16 protein-coding genes are annotated in these 16,114 nt (G+C 73.8%); 10 read left to right on the plus strand and 6 right to left on the minus strand.

Annotation, left to right across the window (positions count from 1 at the left end; translation table 11 throughout):
• Positions 1–6: 6 nt before the first annotated feature.
• The 3 genes from BLR12_RS17090 to BLR12_RS17100 all read right to left on the minus strand — a co-directional run bounded on the left by BLR12_RS17090 (position 7) and on the right by BLR12_RS17100 (position 4,063).
• A complete protein-coding gene (locus BLR12_RS17090; protein WP_091380722.1) occupies positions 7–1,254 on the minus strand; it encodes an amidohydrolase in 1,248 nt (415 codons plus the stop codon).
• A 73-nt stretch (positions 1,255–1,327) separates the two neighbouring features.
• Complete coding sequence (locus tag BLR12_RS17095; protein ID WP_091380724.1) at positions 1,328–2,533, minus strand: glutamate--cysteine ligase; 1,206 nt, start codon at positions 2,531–2,533, stop codon at positions 1,328–1,330.
• Positions 2,534–2,542: 9 nt separating this feature from the next.
• Positions 2,543–4,063, minus strand: coding sequence for a peptidase M16 family protein (locus BLR12_RS17100; RefSeq protein WP_091380727.1), 1,521 nt, complete (start codon positions 4,061–4,063; stop codon positions 2,543–2,545).
• Positions 4,064–4,175: 112 nt separating this feature from the next.
• Between BLR12_RS17100 and BLR12_RS17105 the strand changes: the two genes are divergently transcribed.
• From BLR12_RS17105 to BLR12_RS17120, 4 genes are all read left to right on the plus strand, one after another.
• Positions 4,176–4,985, plus strand: coding sequence for a purine-nucleoside phosphorylase (locus tag BLR12_RS17105; protein WP_091380730.1), 810 nt, complete (start codon positions 4,176–4,178; stop codon positions 4,983–4,985).
• Positions 4,986–5,136: 151 nt separating this feature from the next.
• Positions 5,137–5,961, plus strand: a complete 825-nt coding sequence (locus BLR12_RS17110; protein WP_091380733.1) for an NAD-dependent epimerase/dehydratase family protein — start codon at positions 5,137–5,139, stop codon at positions 5,959–5,961.
• Positions 5,958–7,583 carry a phospho-sugar mutase gene (locus BLR12_RS17115; RefSeq protein WP_091380738.1) on the plus strand — a complete coding sequence of 542 codons (1,626 nt, stop codon included), beginning with the start codon at positions 5,958–5,960 and terminating at the stop codon, positions 7,581–7,583. Before BLR12_RS17110 ends, BLR12_RS17115 begins: the two co-directional genes overlap by 4 nt.
• Positions 7,583–8,275: a haloacid dehalogenase type II gene (locus BLR12_RS17120; RefSeq protein WP_091380741.1), complete on the plus strand. Its 693-nt coding sequence runs from the start codon at positions 7,583–7,585 to the stop codon at positions 8,273–8,275. The genes BLR12_RS17115 and BLR12_RS17120 overlap by 1 nt, the downstream gene beginning before the upstream one ends.
• Before the next feature lie 22 nt (positions 8,276–8,297).
• Here the strand turns inward: BLR12_RS17120 and BLR12_RS17125 are convergent, their stop codons facing one another.
• Positions 8,298–8,771, minus strand: coding sequence for a YflT domain-containing protein (locus tag BLR12_RS17125; RefSeq protein WP_091380746.1), 474 nt, complete (start codon positions 8,769–8,771; stop codon positions 8,298–8,300).
• A 53-nt stretch (positions 8,772–8,824) separates the two neighbouring features.
• On the opposite strand from BLR12_RS17125, the gene BLR12_RS17130 reads away from it, so the two are divergent.
• From BLR12_RS17130 to BLR12_RS17145, 4 genes are all read left to right on the plus strand, one after another.
• Positions 8,825–9,286, plus strand: coding sequence for a MarR family winged helix-turn-helix transcriptional regulator (locus BLR12_RS17130; RefSeq protein WP_176832565.1), 462 nt, complete (start codon positions 8,825–8,827; stop codon positions 9,284–9,286).
• 161 nt (positions 9,287–9,447) lie between these two features.
• The gene (locus BLR12_RS17135) at positions 9,448–10,491 is read left to right on the plus strand and encodes a tripartite tricarboxylate transporter substrate-binding protein (RefSeq protein ID WP_091380752.1); all 1,044 of its coding nucleotides are present in this window, start codon (positions 9,448–9,450) and stop codon (positions 10,489–10,491) included.
• 75 nt (positions 10,492–10,566) lie between these two features.
• Positions 10,567–11,028, plus strand: a complete 462-nt coding sequence (locus BLR12_RS17140; RefSeq protein WP_091380754.1) for a tripartite tricarboxylate transporter TctB family protein — start codon at positions 10,567–10,569, stop codon at positions 11,026–11,028.
• Positions 11,029–11,036: 8 nt separating this feature from the next.
• Positions 11,037–12,620: a tripartite tricarboxylate transporter permease gene (locus tag BLR12_RS17145; RefSeq protein ID WP_091380757.1), complete on the plus strand. Its 1,584-nt coding sequence runs from the start codon at positions 11,037–11,039 to the stop codon at positions 12,618–12,620.
• 27 nt (positions 12,621–12,647) lie between these two features.
• Here BLR12_RS17145 and BLR12_RS17150 read toward each other — a convergent pair whose 3' ends face one another.
• Positions 12,648–13,823, minus strand: coding sequence for an enolase C-terminal domain-like protein (locus BLR12_RS17150; RefSeq protein ID WP_091380758.1), 1,176 nt, complete (start codon positions 13,821–13,823; stop codon positions 12,648–12,650).
• Positions 13,824–14,042: 219 nt separating this feature from the next.
• Here BLR12_RS17150 and BLR12_RS17155 point away from each other — a divergent pair, with 219 nt between their 5' ends.
• A complete protein-coding gene (locus BLR12_RS17155; protein WP_091380760.1) occupies positions 14,043–14,597 on the plus strand; it encodes a DUF6318 family protein in 555 nt (184 codons plus the stop codon).
• A 452-nt stretch (positions 14,598–15,049) separates the two neighbouring features.
• A complete protein-coding gene (locus BLR12_RS24655) occupies positions 15,050–15,502 on the plus strand; it encodes a hypothetical protein (protein ID WP_176832566.1) in 453 nt (150 codons plus the stop codon).
• A gap of 176 nt (positions 15,503–15,678) precedes the next feature.
• Here the strand turns inward: BLR12_RS24655 and BLR12_RS17165 are convergent, their stop codons facing one another.
• Positions 15,679–16,074 carry a DUF805 domain-containing protein gene (locus BLR12_RS17165; protein WP_091380762.1) on the minus strand — a complete coding sequence of 132 codons (396 nt, stop codon included), beginning with the start codon at positions 16,072–16,074 and terminating at the stop codon, positions 15,679–15,681.
• Between the last annotated feature and the right edge of the window lie 40 nt (positions 16,075–16,114).

The raw sequence follows: 16,114 nt of genomic DNA on the forward strand, positions 1-16,114 counted from the left end.
CAGTGTCTACCGTCGCGCACCCGGACCGGAACCGCTGGGTTGCGGCGTCGGGCCGGACGGTGGAACGCCCGCGTCGGCGGCCAGCGCGTGCAGCGCGGTGCGGGCCATCAGCCGCACGCCGACCGCGATCGCCCGCTCGTCGACGTCGAACGTGCCCCGGTGCAGGTCCAGCGGGGCGCCGCCGCCGTGGGTGCCCAGCCGGGCCAGCGCGATCGGCAGGACGTCGGCGAACCAGCCGAAGTCCTCCCCGCCCATGCTCTGCGGGGACAGCTGCAGCCCCTTGGTGCCGACCGTCTCCAGGGCCGCCGAGCGCAGCAGCGCGACCGCCCGCGGGTCGTTGACCACCGGCGGCACGCCGCGGATGTAGTCGACCTCCACGCCGGCGCCGGTGGTGGCCGCGACCCGCTCGACGAGCGAGCGCAGCAGCGTCTCGGCGTCCCGCCACGTCTCGCGGTCCAGCACCCGCACGGTGCCGCGCAGGTGGCCGCGTTGCGGGATGGCGTTGGCCGCCACCCCGGCGTTGACCGCGCCCCACACCAGCGACATGCCCGCGCGCGGGTCGACCTGCCGGGACAGCAGCGCGGGGAGGTCGGTGATCAGCCGGCCGAGCGCGTCGACCAGGTCGACGGTCAGCTGCGGGCGCGCGGTGTGCCCGCCGGGGCCGGTGAGGGTGACGTCCATCCGGTCGCACGCAGCGGTGATCGCGCCGGTGCGCAGGCCGATGCTGCCGGCCGGGATCGAGGGGTCGCAGTGCAGCGCGAAGGCGCGCGACGCCCCGGCGAGCACACCGGCCGCGACCACCTCGGTGGCCCCGCCGGGCACCGACTCCTCGGCGGGCTGGAAGACGCAGCGCACGGTCCCGGGCAGCTCGTCGAGCGCCGCGAGGGCCAGCGCGGCACCGAGGACGACGGTGGTGTGCACGTCGTGCCCGCAGGCGTGGCAGGTGTTCTCGCGGGTGGAGGCGTAGGGGACGTCCTTGAGGTCGGCCAGCGGCAGGGCGTCGATGTCGGCGCGCAGCACCACGACCGGGTCCCCGGACCCGACCTCGACGACCAGCCCGGTGCCGCTGGGCAGCCGCTTGGGCTCCAGGCCGGCGCTGCGCAGCCGCTGCTCGACGAAGGACGTCGTCTCGAACTCGGCGAAGGCCAGCTCGGGGTGGGCGTGCAGGTGCCGGCGGACGGCGACCAGCTGGGGCTGCTGGTCGGCGACCCACTCGTCGACCGCCGTCCCCAGCTTCTCCGGGAACTCCGTCACGAGACCGAGCCCCTCATGCCGCCGTGCCGCTCATGCCGCTCATGCCGCCGAGCCCCTCATGCCGCCGAGCCCCTCATGCCGCGTGGCCCCCGGTGCACCGTGCCGGGCCGGGCACCGGCCCCGGCGGCTGGTCCCCCGGGCCGCTGCGGGGCAGCCCGTCCCGCAGTTCGGCGAGCAGGCTGTCGACGACGGCGGTCAGGTCGCCGTCCGACGCCAGGGCGACCGCGCGCTGCCGCTGGTAGGAGGCGCCGACGGCGAGGATCCGGTGCACGTCGGCCAGCTCGGCCTCGCAGCCCAGCCGGCGGGCGGTGGGCTCGAGCTCCTCGACCAGGTCGGCGATCGCCTGGCGGACCGGCAGCACCGTGCCCTTGTCGTCGACCACGATGTCGGCGTCCAGGCCGTACCGGGCCGCCCGCCACTTGTTCTCCCGCAGCACCCACGAGGCCGGCACCGGCAGGGTGTAGCCGCGGTCGAGCTGGGTGTCGAACTGCTCGACCAGGCACTGGGACAGCGCCGCGACCGCGCCGACCTCGTCGAGGGTGGGCAGCCCGTCGCAGATGCGCAGCTCGACGGTGCCGAAGTCCGGGTGCGGGCGGATGTCCCACCACACCTCGCGGACGCTCTCGATGGCGTGCGTGGAGATCAGCGTCTCCATGTACTCCTCGAACCGGTCCCAGCCCGACAGCTGGTAGGGCAGCCCGGCGGTCGGCATCCCCTCGAACACCTTGGAGCGGGCCGAGGCCAGCCCGGTGTCGCAGCCGACCCAGAACGGGGAGGACGCCGACAGCGCGAGGAAGTGCGGCACGTACTGGGTGAGCGCGTTGACGATCGGGATGGCCTTCTCCGGCGCGCGGACGCCGACGTGCACGTGGACGCCGAAGATCTGCAGCCGGCGGGCCAGCCACTGCATCTTCTCGACCAGCTGCAGGTAGCGCTCCTTGGGGGAGATCTGCTGCGTCTGCCAGTCGGTGATCGGGTGGGTGCCGGCGCACATCAGGCTCAGGCCGCGGCGCTCGGCGGCCGCCCGCACCTCGGCGACGGTGCCGGCCAGGTCGGCCTTGGCCTCGGCGACGGTGCTGCAGATGCCGGTGATCACCTCGACGGTCGACTGCAGCAGCTCGTGCTTGGCCTTGGGGTGCTCGTCGAGGCCCTCGGGCCGGATCTCCTCCAGGATCTCCACGGCTCCGGCGGTCAGCTGCCGCGTCCGCAGGTCGACGAGCTGCAGCTCCCACTCGACGCCGAGGCTGGCCCGCTCGGAGGACCGGAAGGGGATCTGCACCCTCGCAGTCTAGGGACGACCGGCTGCTCCGGCCCCCGGGACGACGGCCTCCACCAGGTCGTCCCCCGCGGTCCTCGGGCGGGGCAGCCACCGCGCGGCCGGCACCCGCGCCTGCACCGCCGCGACGGCCCGCCGCCCGAACCGCTGCTCGTCCACGACCGCGCTGCACAGGTTGCGCCCGACGACGACGACCGCCCGGCCGTCCTCGGAGGGCAGCGCCGCCTCGACCAGCTCCCACGGGATGCTGTGCACGTCGCCGTCGCTGTCCCGGTGGGCCAGCTCCTGCTCGCCGACGACCAGGGCGACCCGGCTGTCCCGGGAGAGCAGCCGGGCCAGGGCCGAGGGCCGGAAGGTCTGCCCGACCGGCAGCGCGCCCTGCACGTCGCACACGTAGCGGCGCTCGACCGGGGCGCCCGGACCCGGGTAGTCGACGCCCTCGGGCACGTACAGGATCGCCGTCGACCGGGTGCCGCGCAGGGCCGCCGCGACCCGCTCGGGCGTCGTCGTCCGCCAGGCGTCGACGACGTCCTGCACCGGGCGGAAGGGCAGACCGCCGACCGCGCAGTAGGCGGCGTCGGCGAGCTCGGACTCGGTCACCGCGCGCTCGTCGGCGTCCAGCTCCTCCTCGAAGCCGGCGACCGCGTGCGCGAGCTCGGCCGCGGTGGGGCCGGAGGCGCACAGCTCCGTGTACGCCCGCCAGAGCAGGCCCGCGACGGCGTCCTCCTGCCCCTCCCTCGCGTCGACGACGACGGCGACCTCGCGCCGGTCGGCCGTGAGGTCCAGGGCCAGGGAGTCGACCGAGTAGCTCAGCCCCCGGGCGTGCCGGGCGGTGTCGCGGAGCCGCTCCTTGAGCACCTCGACTCCCATCGTCAGCGCGGGGTCCCCCGCGCCGCCGGCGGTCAGCAGCAGCCCGACGCCGGCGCCGTGGCCGGTGGTCCACACCGGGCCGGTCTGCGGCCGGGCCTGCGGGACGGCGCGCTCGGGGCGCGGGCCGGCCGGCAGCGGCAGCCGCAGCCCGGGTGGGAGGGTGCCGGAGCACCACACCGCGGCGTTGCCCCGGGTGAACCACCGGCGCGCGTGCGCCCGCACCGTCTCCTCGGCCAGGTATTCCGGCCCGGGCCCGTCGGCCACGGCGAGGCCGGGGCCGGTCAGCCCGAAGCGGGCGGCCCACAGCGCGCCGAGGGTCGAGTGCGCGGTCGAGCAGCTCTCGGCCTGCAGCACGCCGACCTCGAGCTCCATCCGCTCCGTGGGCAGGTCGCCCAGCGCGCGGCAGACGCCCTCGAGGAAGGCGCCGACGGCCTCGGGCCGGCCGGTGGCGTGGAAGGTCGTGGTGTCCACGTCGGTGACGGCGTTGCACCGCAGGTGCGACTTCGGCAGCGCGCCCATGGCGAGGTGCTCGACGAGGTGGGTGACCTCGATGGTCGCGAAGGTCTCGTCGCGGAGCCCGACGCCGAAGACCAGGGCGGCGGTGGTCCGTGCCGGGCCGTCGGCGGTGAAGACGGGGACGCCGTCGATGTCGATGCGCTGCACCTCGACACAGTCGGCCGCCCCTCTCCCGGCCTCCAGCGGACACGCCCGCGACGGGACGGGTGTGGCCCGTGTGCCTCCTCACCCGCCGCGGCCGCTGCGTTAGCGTCCTGCCGTGAGTGCACCCCCCGCGGACGACCCCGCCGCCCTCGCCGCCCGCGCGGCCGACGACCTGACCAGCGCCCTCGGTGGCGGCCACGACGTGGCCGTGGTGATGGGCTCGGGCTGGGCCCCGGCCGCCGACGCCTTCGGCGCCGTCGAGGGCAGCGTCGCCATCGGGCAGCTGCCCGGCTTCGCCGCCCCGACCGCGGTGGGCCACGGCGGCGAGGTCCGCTCGGTGCGGGTGGGCGACCGGAAGGCGCTGCTGTTCCTGGGCCGCACGCACCTCTACGAGGGCCGCGGCGTCGAGCCCGTGGTGCACGGCGTCCGGACGGCGGCCGCCGCGGGGGTGCGCACCGTCGTCCTCACCAACGCCGCCGGCGGCCTCGCCCCCGACCACCGGGTCGGCCAGGCGGTGCTGATCAGCGACCACCTCAACCTGACCGCCCGCTCGCCGCTGGTCGGTGCCACGTTCGTCGACCTGACCGACCTGTACTCGGCGCGGCTGCGGTCGCTGGCCCGCGAGCTGCACCCGTCGCTGACCGAGGGCGTCTACGCCGCGCTGCCCGGGCCGCACTACGAGACGCCGGCCGAGATCCGGATGCTGCGCACGCTCGGGGCGGACCTGGTGGGCATGTCGACGGCCCTGGAGGCCATCGCCGCGCGGGCGGCCGGCCTGGAGGTGCTGGGGCTGTCGATGGTCACCAACGCGGCCGCCGGGATCACCGGGGAGAAGCTCGACCACGAGGAGGTGCTCGCGGCGGGCAAGGCGGCGGCGGGCAGGCTGGGCGAGTTCCTCGTGGAGTTCACCGGGCGGCTGCCGTGAGCGGGCAGGGGCGTGAGCATCGCAGCGAGGCGGCCGCCCACAGGGAGGGAGCATCGCAGCGAGGAACGAGCGAGGAGCGGACCGACCGCGGAGGCGGCCTGGACCCCGGAGCGAGGAGCGGAGCGTCCCGCGTGAGCGAACAGGTGTCATCGTGACGGGTCCGGTGCTGCTCACCGGGGCGGCCGGGCAGATCGGCACGGTGCTGCGCGGCGGGCTGCCCGAGCGCGGCTGGGCGGTGCGCTCCCTGGACGTCGCGCCGATCGACGACCCGCGTCCCGGCGAGGAGACCGTCGTCGCCGACGTCACCGACCTCGCCGCCATGGTCGGGGCCGTCTCCGGTGCCTCCGCCGTCGTGCACATGGGCGGCGTCTCCACGGAGTCGACGTGGGCGGCGGTCTCGCACGCCAACATCGAGGGCTCCTACTGCGTGCTGGAGGCGGCCCGGCGGGCGGGCGTCCCCCGGGTGGTGCTGGCGTCGAGCAACCACGCCACCGGCTTCACCCCGCGCCCGGCGTCCGGACTGCTGCGGGAGGACGACGGCCTGCCGCGGCCGGACACCTACTACGGGGTGTCCAAGGTGGCGATGGAGGCGCTGGGCTCGCTCTACGCCGACCGCTACGGCCTGGACGTGGTCTGCCTGCGCATCGGCAGCGCCCTGCCCGAGCCGACGGCGACCCGCCACCTCTCCACCTGGCTCTCCCCCGGCGACCAGGTCGCGCTGGTCGACGCGGCACTGCGGGCGCCGTCCCCCGGCTTCGCCGTGGTGTGGGGCGTCTCGGACAACACCCGCAACTGGTGGGACCTCGGCGCCGCCCGCGCGCTGGGGTACGAGCCGGCCGACGACGCCGAGGCCTACGCCGCCGCGCTCGTCGAGGTGCACGGCGAGCCCGACCCGGCCGACCCGGTGCACGGCCGGGTGGGCGGCGAGTTCACGACGTCGGACTTCGCGGCCGAGCACGCCGGGGAACCCCGGTGAGCCTGCTGGAGACGGCCCGTGCGTGGGCCGACGCCGACCCGCACGACGGCGACCGGGCGGAGATCCAGGCGCTGGTCGAGGCCGGCGACCGGGCCGAGCTGGAGCGCCGGTTCGCGGGGCCGCTGACGTTCGGGACCGCCGGGCTGCGCGGCCCGCTGCGCGCCGGGCCGGCGGGGATGAACGCGGCCGTGGTGACCCGCGCGGCGGCGGGGCTGGGCCGCTGGCTCGCCGGCTCCGGGCACGACGGCGGCGGCGTGGTGATCGGCTTCGACGCCCGCCGGCGGTCCGACGAGTTCGCCCGCGTCTCGGCGGCGGTGCTGACCGCGCAGGGGTTCGCCGTCCAGGTGCTGCCGCGGCCGCTGCCGACGCCGGTGCTCGCCTACGCCGTCCGGCACCTGGGCTGCGCGGCCGGGATCATGGTGACCGCGAGCCACAACCCGCCCGACGACAACGGCTACAAGGTCTACCTCGGCGACGGCGCGCAGCTGGTGCCGCCGGCCGACCGGGAGATCGAGGCGGCGATCGCCGCGGTCGGCCCCGCGCGCGAGGTGCCGACGTCCGACGACTGGCTGACGCTCGGGGACGACGTCGAGGCCGACTACGTGGCCGCCGTCGTGCGGGCGCTGGAGCCCGACCGGGTGCCGGCCGCCGACCGGTCCGCGCTGACGGTGGCCTACACCGCGATGCACGGCGTGGGGTCGGCCACGACGCGCTCCGTGTTCGAGGCCGCCGGCTTCGCGCCGCCGGTGAGCGTGGCCGAGCAGGACGAGCCCGACCCGGCGTTCCCGACCGTGGCCTTCCCCAACCCGGAAGAGCCCGGGGCGGTCGACCTGCTCTCCGCGCTGGCGGCGCGGGTCGACGCCGACGTGGCGATCGCCGAGGACCCCGACGCCGACCGCTGCTCGGTGGTCTGCGGCGGGCGCCAGCTGACCGGCGACGAGGTGGGCGGGCTGCTGGCCGACTGGCTGCTGCGGCGCGGGGTGCGCGGCACGTACGCGGCGTCGCTGGTCAGCGGCTCGCTGCTGCACGCGCTGGCCGGGGCGCACGGCGTGCGGTTCGCCGAGACCCCGACCGGGTTCAAGTGGATCGTCCGCGCGGGGACCGACGACGAGCCGCTGGTGTTCGGCTACGAGGAGGCGCTCGGCTACGCGGTGGCGCCGGACGTCGTCAAGGACAAGGACGGCATCTCGGCCGCGCTGGCCGTCGCCCTGCTCGCCGCCGAGCTCGAGGCGACCGGCCGCACGCTGACCGACCGGCTCGACGAGCTGGCCGTGGAGCACGGGCTGTTCGCCACCGGGCAGCTGTCGGTGCGGGTCGAGGACCTGTCGCGGATCGGCGCGATGACGGCGCGGCTGCGGTCCTCGCCGCCCGCCCGCCTGCTGGGCCGGGAGGTGACCGCCACCGACCTGCTGGACGAGACCCCCGCCGTGGACGCCGTCCGGCTGCTCGGCGACGGCGTCCGGGTGGTCGTGCGGCCCAGCGGCACCGAGCCCAAGCTCAAGGCCTACCTGGAGACCGTCGTCCCGGTGCACGACGACGCGGGGATCATCGCGGCCCGCGGCCGGGGGGCCGACGAGCTCGACCAGCTGCGCGCCGAGGTGTCCGCGGCGCTGGGGCTGTAGTGGAGGCCCGCGCGCTGGTCTTCGACGTGTTCGGCACCGTCGTCGACTGGCGCGGCGGGGTCGCCCGCGAGGTGCGCCGGCTGCTGGGCCCGTCGGTGGACGCGCCGGCGTTCGCCGACGACTGGCGCGGGCGGTACGTGCCGTCGATGGAGCGGGTGCGTTCCGGGGAGCTGCCGTGGACGCCGCTGGACGCGCTGCACCGCGCCTCGCTGGACGACGTGCTGGGCGACGCCGGGCGGGCCGACGTCCCGGTCGGGGTGCGCGAGGAGCTGGTGCTCGCCTGGCACCGGCTGGACCCGTGGCCGGACGTCGTCCCGGGCCTCCGCCGGCTGGCGCGGTCGCACGTGCTGGCGCCGCTGTCCAACGGCAACATCGCGCTGCAGGTCGACCTGGCGCGGCGGTCGGGGCTGCCGTGGGACTGCGTGCTGGGCGCCGAGGTGGTGCGGCGGTACAAGCCCGACCCGGAGGTCTACGACTCGGCGGCGGAGCTGCTGGCGCTGCCGCCGTCGTCGGTGGTGATGGTCGCCGCGCACGTCGACGACCTCGCCGCGGCGCGGGCGCGCGGCCTGCGCACCGCCTACGTGCACCGGCCGGACGAGTTCGGCGGCCGGGTGGTGCCGCCGCCCACCGCCCCGGACGCCGACCTGTCGGTGGCCTCGTTCGAGGAGCTCGCCGCGGCGCTGGGCGCCTGAGCTCCCGGCCCGTTGCCGGCCGTCAGGCTGCGGTGGGGCGGGACAGCAGGCGCACGGCCTCCTCGTACCGGCCGGCGTCCACCTGCACCTCGTACTCGGCGGCCTGCAGGCCGGTCACGCTGCTGAAGTCGCGCCGTCCGCCGGTGGCGAGGTGGCCGAGGAAGCCGGCGACCGCGCCGAAGACGGCGCCGATCAGCACGGTGGTCACGAGCACGCCCCACCAGGCCGGGCCGATGGTGAAGATGGCGAAGAGCAGCGCGACGAACAGGCCCCACCAGGCGCCCATGCCGGCGCCGTAGAGGGCGGCCCGGCCCTTGGTGAGGCGGCCGGTGACGTCCTCGACGCTGCGGATGCCGTTGCCCACGATGCGGACGTTCTCCACCGGGAAGCGCTCGTCGGACAGCCGGTCGACCAGGTGCTGGGCACCGGCGTAGCTGTCGAACCGGGCGATCGTCACCATGCCGGAGGCGGGTGCGGTGGGCTGGGTGGTGGTCATGTCGGGTCCTCCTCGTCGGATCGTCGTGATGTAGTTGGATTACCCTCACTGTTGTGTTCTCAAACAATCCGGACGTCGTCACACTGCAGGCCGCGATCACCCGGCTGCTGCGGTGGGCGTCGCGCCCGTCGGTCGCCGGTGAGCTCGCCGGCCCGGAGGCGGCCGACCTCTCGCCGACCGACCTCTGGCTGCTGGACGGCGTGGTGCGGCACGGCCCGGTCCGGATGGGCGACCTCGCCAGCTGGCAGGGCGTGGACAAGTCCACGGTGACCAGCCAGCTGCGGCGGCTCGTGGACAAGGGACTCGTCGCGCGCGCCCCCTCCCCGTCCGACGGGCGGGTCGTCCTGGTGAGCGCCACCGGGGAGGGACGGCGGCTGCAGGAGTCGGTCTCCCGCGCCGGCGCCCAGGTGCTCGAGGAGGTGGTCGCCGACTGGACACCGGACGACCGGCGGGCCTTCGCCACCCTCTTCACGCGCTTCGCGGGGCGACTCGGCGAGGACCCCACCTCTCGTTGACGCGCCGGCCGGCCCGTCCGGAGTGCTCGCCGGCCCCGGACCTCCGCACCCCACCGCCAGCCCTTCGGACACGAGTCGGTCACGCGACGTGGCGGGCGTCACGCTCGGTGATAGCGTTCCGGCGCTCCCGGCCGGTACACAACCCAGAAGGACGCCACTCGATGCGACAGGGCCACTCGTACGACGCCACCGCGCGCCCGCGCCCGGGCCGCACCCGCCCGGTGATCGGCCTGGCGGCCGCCGCGCTGACCCTCGCCGCCTGCGGTGGTGGCGGCGGTGGCGGGGAGGACGCCGCGGCCTCCTACCCGGACGGCGACATCACCTTCGTCGTGCCGTTCTCGGCCGGCGGCCCGACGGACACGGTGACCCGGCTGATCGCGGAGCCGATGAGCGAGGAGCTCGGCCAGCCGGTCGTCGTCCAGAACGTCGAGGGTGCCGGCGGCACGATCGCGGCCGGCCAGGTCGCCTCGGCCGAGCCGGACGGCTACACCGTCCTGATGCACCACATCGGCATGTCCACGGCGCCGTCGCTGTACAGCGACCTGCCCTACGCGCCGCTGGAGGACTTCGAGACCGTCGGGCTGGTCACCGAGGTCCCGATGACGATCGTGGCCCGCAACGACCTGGGGCCCACCACGCTCGAGGAGCTGGTCACCTACGTCCAGGAGAACCAGGACACCGTCACCATCGCCAACGCCGGCGTCGGCGCCGCCTCGCAGCTGTGCGGCCTGCTCTTCCAGCAGGCGACGGACACGACCCTCACCGAGGTGGCCTACGAGGGGACCGGCCCGGCGCTGACCGACCTGGTGGGCGGGCAGGTCGACATCATGTGCGACCAGACCACGAACACCACCGGGCAGATCCAGTCCGGTGAGATCACCGGCTACGCGGTGACCACCCCGGAGCGCGTGGCGAGCCTCCCCGACCTGCCGACGACCGAGGAGGCCGGCCTGCCGGACCTGCAGGTCGGCGTGTGGCACGGGCTCTACGTCCCGGCCGAGACCCCGGACGGGATCGTCGAGGAGCTCACCGCCGCGCTCCAGGTGGCCCTGACCGACCAGAACGTGATCGACCAGCTCGCCGAGCTGGGTGCCACGCCGTCGCCGGAGTCCGACGCGACGCCCGAGGCGCACACCGAGCAGCTGTCCAGCCAGATCGACCTCTGGCAGCCCATCATCGAAGAGGCCGGCGTCTCCGCGGACTGATGCCCGTGGCGGTGGGGCGGGACTTCCTCAGCGGATGCCCCGCCCCACCGCCGTCCCCGAGACCTGAGGACACGCATGAAACTGCAGGACGCACGCAAGGACCTCCTGGCGGGCGCGGTGTTCACCGGCTTCGGCCTGGCCTTCGCCGTCACCTCCACGACCTACGAGATCGGTACCGCGCTGCGCATGGGACCGGGGTTCTTCCCGCTGGTCCTCGGCGCGATCCTGGTCCTGCTGGGCATCTCGATCGCCGTCAAGGGCTTCGTCGCCGGCGAGGGCGGTGACCTGGGCACGGTCCCGTGGCGGTCGCTCGTCCTGATCATCGCCGCCATCCTGTTCTTCGGCGCCACGGTCCGTGATCTGGGCCTGGTGCCCGCGCTGTTCGTGTCGGTGCTGCTGGCCGCACTCGCCGGTCGCGGCGTCCGGGTGGTCCCGGCCGTGGTGATCGCCGCGAGCCTGACGGCGCTGAGCGTGCTGATCTTCGTGGTCGCGCTGCAGCTGCGGTTGTCGCTCATCGGCCCCTGGCTCGGGGGCTGACCGGGCCGATGGGCATCCTCGACAGCCTCGCCCTCGGGTTCGAGACGGCGTTCACCCCGGTCAACCTGCTGTTCTGCCTCATCGGCGTCACCCTCGGCACCGCGGTCGGCGTGCTGCCCGGCATCGGGCCGACCGCCACCATGGCCCTGCTGCTGCCGATCACCTTCGGCTTCGACCCGGCCACCTCGCTGATCATGCTGGCCGGCATCTACTACGGCGCCCAGTACGGCGGGTCGACGACGGCCATCCTGATCAACCTGCCCGGTGAGTCGTCGGCGGCCGTGACCGCCATCGACGGCCACGAGATGGCCAAGCAGGGCCGCGCCGGCAAGGCGCTGGCCACCGCGGCACTGGGCTCCTTCTTCGCCGGCAGCGTGGCCACGCTCTTCGTGGCGCTGCTGGCCACCCCGCTCTCCCGGCTCGCGCTGAACTTCGGGCCGGCCGAGCTCGCCTCGCTGATCCTGCTCGGCCTCATCGCCTCGATCACGCTGGCCAGCGGGTCGACGCTCAAGGCGCTGGCCATGATCGTGCTCGGCCTGCTGCTGGGCACCGTCGGGCAGGACATCGCCACCGGGACACCGCGGTTCACCTTCGGCCAGCGGGAGCTCTTCGACGGCCTGGACTTCGTCTCGCTCGCGGTCGGCCTGTTCGGCGTGGCCGAGATCCTCCGCAACCTCGAGGGCTCGATGGTCCGGTCGGTCATGGTCAAGAAGGTCCAGGACCTCTGGCTGACCAGGGACGACTTCCGCCGCATCCGGATGCCCGTGCTGCGCGGCACCGCCCTGGGCTCCGGGCTCGGCGTCCTCCCCGGCGCGGGGCACGTCCTCGCGTCGTTCATCTCCTACTCCACGGAGAAGCGCGTCGCCAAGGACCCGCAGGAGTTCGGTCGGGGCGCCATCCAGGGCGTCGCCGGCCCGGAGTCGGCGAACAACGCCGCAGCGCAGACCTCCTTCATCCCGCTGCTCACCCTCGGCCTGCCGGCCAACGCGGTCATGGCGCTGCTCATCGGGGCGCTGCTCATCCAGGGCATCGTCCCGGGCCCCAACGTCATCAACGAGGAGCCCGGGCTCTTCTGGGGCCTGATCGTCTCCTTCTGGATCGGCAACCTGTTCCTGGTGCTGCTCAACCTGCCGCTGATCGGGCTGTGGGTGAAGATGCTCGCCATCCCGTACCGCTGGCTGTTCCCGGCGATCATCGGGTTCGCCGCCATCGGCACGTTCTCCATCAACCTCAACGCCTTCGACGTCTACGCCATCGCCTTCTTCGCGGTCCTCGGGTACGGGCTGATCAAGCTGGGCTGCGAGCCGGCACCGTTGCTGCTGGGGTTCGTCCTGGGGCCGCTGCTCGAGGAGTACGTCCGCCGCGCGCTGACCATCTCCCAGGGCGACGCGACGGTGTTCCTGACCCGGCCGCTGTCGCTGACCCTGCTGGTCCTGGCGGTGGTCGCGTTCGTCGTCGCCGTGCTGCCCGCGGTGCGCCGCAAGCGCGAGGTCGTGTTCGTCGAGGAGGACGACGGCCCCCACCCGCCCCACCCGCCCCACCCGCCCCAGCCGGCGCAGGCCGGGCCCCGGGACGGCGCCTCGCGACCCTGACGGGCGGCGGTCGAGGGGCCGGGGCGATCAGCCCCGGACGGCCGCCAGCACGGGGGCGAGCCCGGCCTTGAGCTCCAGCCCGATGCCCGGCGCGTCGGGCAGGCGCACGTGGCCGTCCTCGATCGGGTACCCGTCGGCGAAGCCGCCGAAGGGCGCGAAGATGCCGGGGTAGGACTCGGCGCCGTGCAGGTGGAACGCCGCGGCGATGGACAGGTTGAACTGGTGGCCGCCGTGCGGGACGCAGCGGTCGGGGTTCCAGCCGGAGTCGAACAGCATCGCCACGGTCCGCCGGAACTCGGTGAGCCCGTAGCTCAGCGCCGGGTCCATCTGCAGGATGTCGCGGTCGGGGCGCAGCCCGCCGTAGCGGATGAGGTTGCGGGCCTCCTGGAAGGACAGCAGGTTCTCCCCCGTCGCCAGCGGGCCCTCGTACCGCTCGGCCAGCAGGCGCAGCTCCTCGTGGTCCAGCGGGTCCCCGGCCTCCTCGTACCAGCGCAGGGGGTAGGCGCTGAGCGCGTCGGCGTAGGCGAGGGCCTGCTCCAGGGTGAAACGCCCGTTCGCGTCGACGGCGAGGTCGCACCCCTCGGGGAGGACCGCGAGGACGGCCTCGATGCGCCGCACGTCCTCCTCCAGCGGAGCGCCGCCGATCTTCATCTTCACCGTGCGGTAGCCCAGGTCCAGGTAGGAGCGCATTTCCGCCTGCAGGGCCTCGATCCCGCGGTCCGGGTAGTAGTAGCCACCGGCGGCGTAGACCCAGACCCGCGCGAGGGGTTCCGCCGGCGTGCGCGGGTCCCGGGCCCGGTCGCTGAGCAGCCGGTACAGCGGGACGCCGGCCAGCTTGGCGGCGAGGTCCCAGGACGCCATGTCGAGGATCCCCATCGCGACCGCGCGGTCACCGTGGCCGCCGGGCTTCTCGTCCCGCATGGCGGCACGCCAGATGAGCTCGGGGTCCAGGTCGCCGTGCTCGCCGATCAGGCTCTCGGGCTCGGCCTCCCGGACCCGCGGGATGATCCGCTCGCGCAGCAGACCGCCCTGCGCGTACCGCCCGTTGGAGTTGAAGCCGTAGCCGACCACCGGCTCCCCGTCGCGCACCTCGTCGGTGGCGATCGCGAGGACGCTGACGTTCATCTTCGAGAAGTTGATGAACGCGTTGGACATGTCCGCCTCGATGGGCACGGTCTTCTCGCGGATGTCGACGATGCGCACGGCCCCCAACCTCTCCCACGAGGGGGTGGTGCGCCACCGGACTCGTCCACGCCGGGAAGGCCCTCCGGATCCGGTCGCATGGCCACCCGCGACGGCAATGCGTTCGGGTGGTTGTCCACAAGGGTGCGTGCCTGCAGCGGCGGCACTCCGTAGTCTCCCGGCGACCGGTGATCGACACGGGGGTGGACGACGGTGAGACGGCGCTGGACCCTGCGACTCGTGGCAGGCCTCGCGGCCGGCGCGGTGGTGCTGAGCGGCTGCTCGGAGGAGCAGGCCGCCAGCGACACCCTGCCGGAGGCGGATGCCTCGCCCAGCGCGTCCGAGCCCGCGCTGCCACCGCTCGGTCCAGCTGACCTGCCGATGCCCGATGAGGCCCGCACGCAGGACGCCGCAGGGGCCGAGGCCTTCGTCCGGTACTACATCGACCTCATCAACCGGACGTCGACCGTCATGGACGCCGCTCCCCTGCGCGAGTTCAGCGACGGCTGCGAGGACTGCAACCGCATAGCAACGCGAGCTGAGGAGGCTGCTGCAGCTGGAGAAGATTACGAAGGCGGGGAAATTACCATTACCGACATTGGAGATCCCCTAATAAAACCCGGGACAGCCGAGATGGCACTTCGCATTGACCAAGCCGAGCTCATCGTGCTTGACAGCACCGGTTCTCCGACGGAGGGCGGCTCCCCCGCCTACTCCAACGTGCTTGGTGGCGTGAGCCTCGCTTGGCAAGTGGACCGCCTGTCATGGTCGATGACCGGTTTGACATTCCAGTGAAGCGCTGGGCATTACGAACGATCACGGCCATAGGCGCGACCATGTGCTGCCTCAGCGTCGAATCAGCCCAAGCGGCTGGAGATGACTGCGGTCTCGTAATCTGCCCGAGCATTCAGCCCGTCGAGGATGCTCTTGAGGTCGCATACGTTTCACAGAACTCGGACGGACAATGGATAGCCAACAACGTGGCCGACGCTACCCAGCCGTACCGCTTCCGGCTGCGGACGCCATGTGAGGTCGATACAGCAGCCGGCGGAATCTGCCGTCCTGACGACGACGTGCTTTGCCCTGCAAACCCGGATCAGGTCGTGCAACTAAGGGTGCTTGAGCGGCAGCGACTAGTTCTCGCGGACGGCCGTACGGTCGACGGCTTTGATCCGCTGGGCGCTCCCGCAGGCACCCCTGTCGGAGATTGGCTCCCACTCGGCCGAGGCTGCGTCGACATCACGGCGTTGAACCCGCCGCCGTCCCCGGGTGAGGTGTTCCGGTACTTCCAGGAGCTCCCGCTGCCGGACCTCCCCACCCAGCAGCAGCCCCCGGGCAACGCGCTGGCCGGGCTGCCCGTCGTCTTCTACACCGACGGTCCGACCACCGAGACCTTCACCGTGGACATCCGCGGCTTCACCGTCGACATCGTCGCCACCGCCTCCGCCTTCACCTGGGACACCGGCGACGGCACCGTGCTGCAGACCACCGACCCCGGCGCCCCGTACCCGAACCACACGGTCAGCCACGACTACCGCAGCGGCACCTACACCGCCTCGCTGACCACCACCTGGAGCGGCACCTTCAGCGTCAACGGGGGCGCCACGGCCGACGTCCCCGGGACTACGACCACCGATGGCCTCCCGGCGACCTTCACCGTGCTCCAGGCCAGCCCGGTGCTCACCAACCCGTTCGACTGAACCACTGTCGCGCCGTTCCACCCCCTTCCGCGCCGTCGCAGCAGCGCGGAGGTGTCAGGAGCAGCGCGAGAGGGTGAGCGCCGGGCCAGTGCCGGCCGAACTCGCCCACTGCCGGTCCTGCAGCACCGGCAACCCACGAGCAACGCCGGCAACCCGAGGCCGTGGAGACCGCCCGGTCAGTACGCCGTGAGCTGGCCGGGCGGCGAGCCGTAGCGGTTGGGCACCGGGTGCCCGGCCAGGAAGCCGTTCTGGATGAACAGCACCAGCCACCCGACGAGCGGCACGAGCATCCACAGCAGCCACCACGCCGAGTGCCCGCGGTCGTGCAGCCGGGTCACGGAGGAGCTGATGGATGGCACCAGCGTGAACAGGCTGACCACCGTGCTGAGCGGGCCGCCCAGGTAGGCCCAGACGTCGCCCGGTTCGACCGTCGAGGAGAAGACCGGATAGCCCAGCGCCGCATCCGCGAAGGTCGCCAGCAGTCCCAGTCCGGCGATCGGCAGCGTGTAGTGCAGCCACCACGTCGTCCGGTTGATGCGACCCCGCCGGACGTACCACTCACCGAAACCCATGCCCGTTCCCGTCCCTCTGCACCGTGGACTACCGAGAGCA

It is taken from the genome of Geodermatophilus sp. DSM 45219 (assembly GCF_900104025.1).
Lineage (GTDB): Bacteria > Actinomycetota > Actinomycetes > Mycobacteriales > Geodermatophilaceae > Geodermatophilus.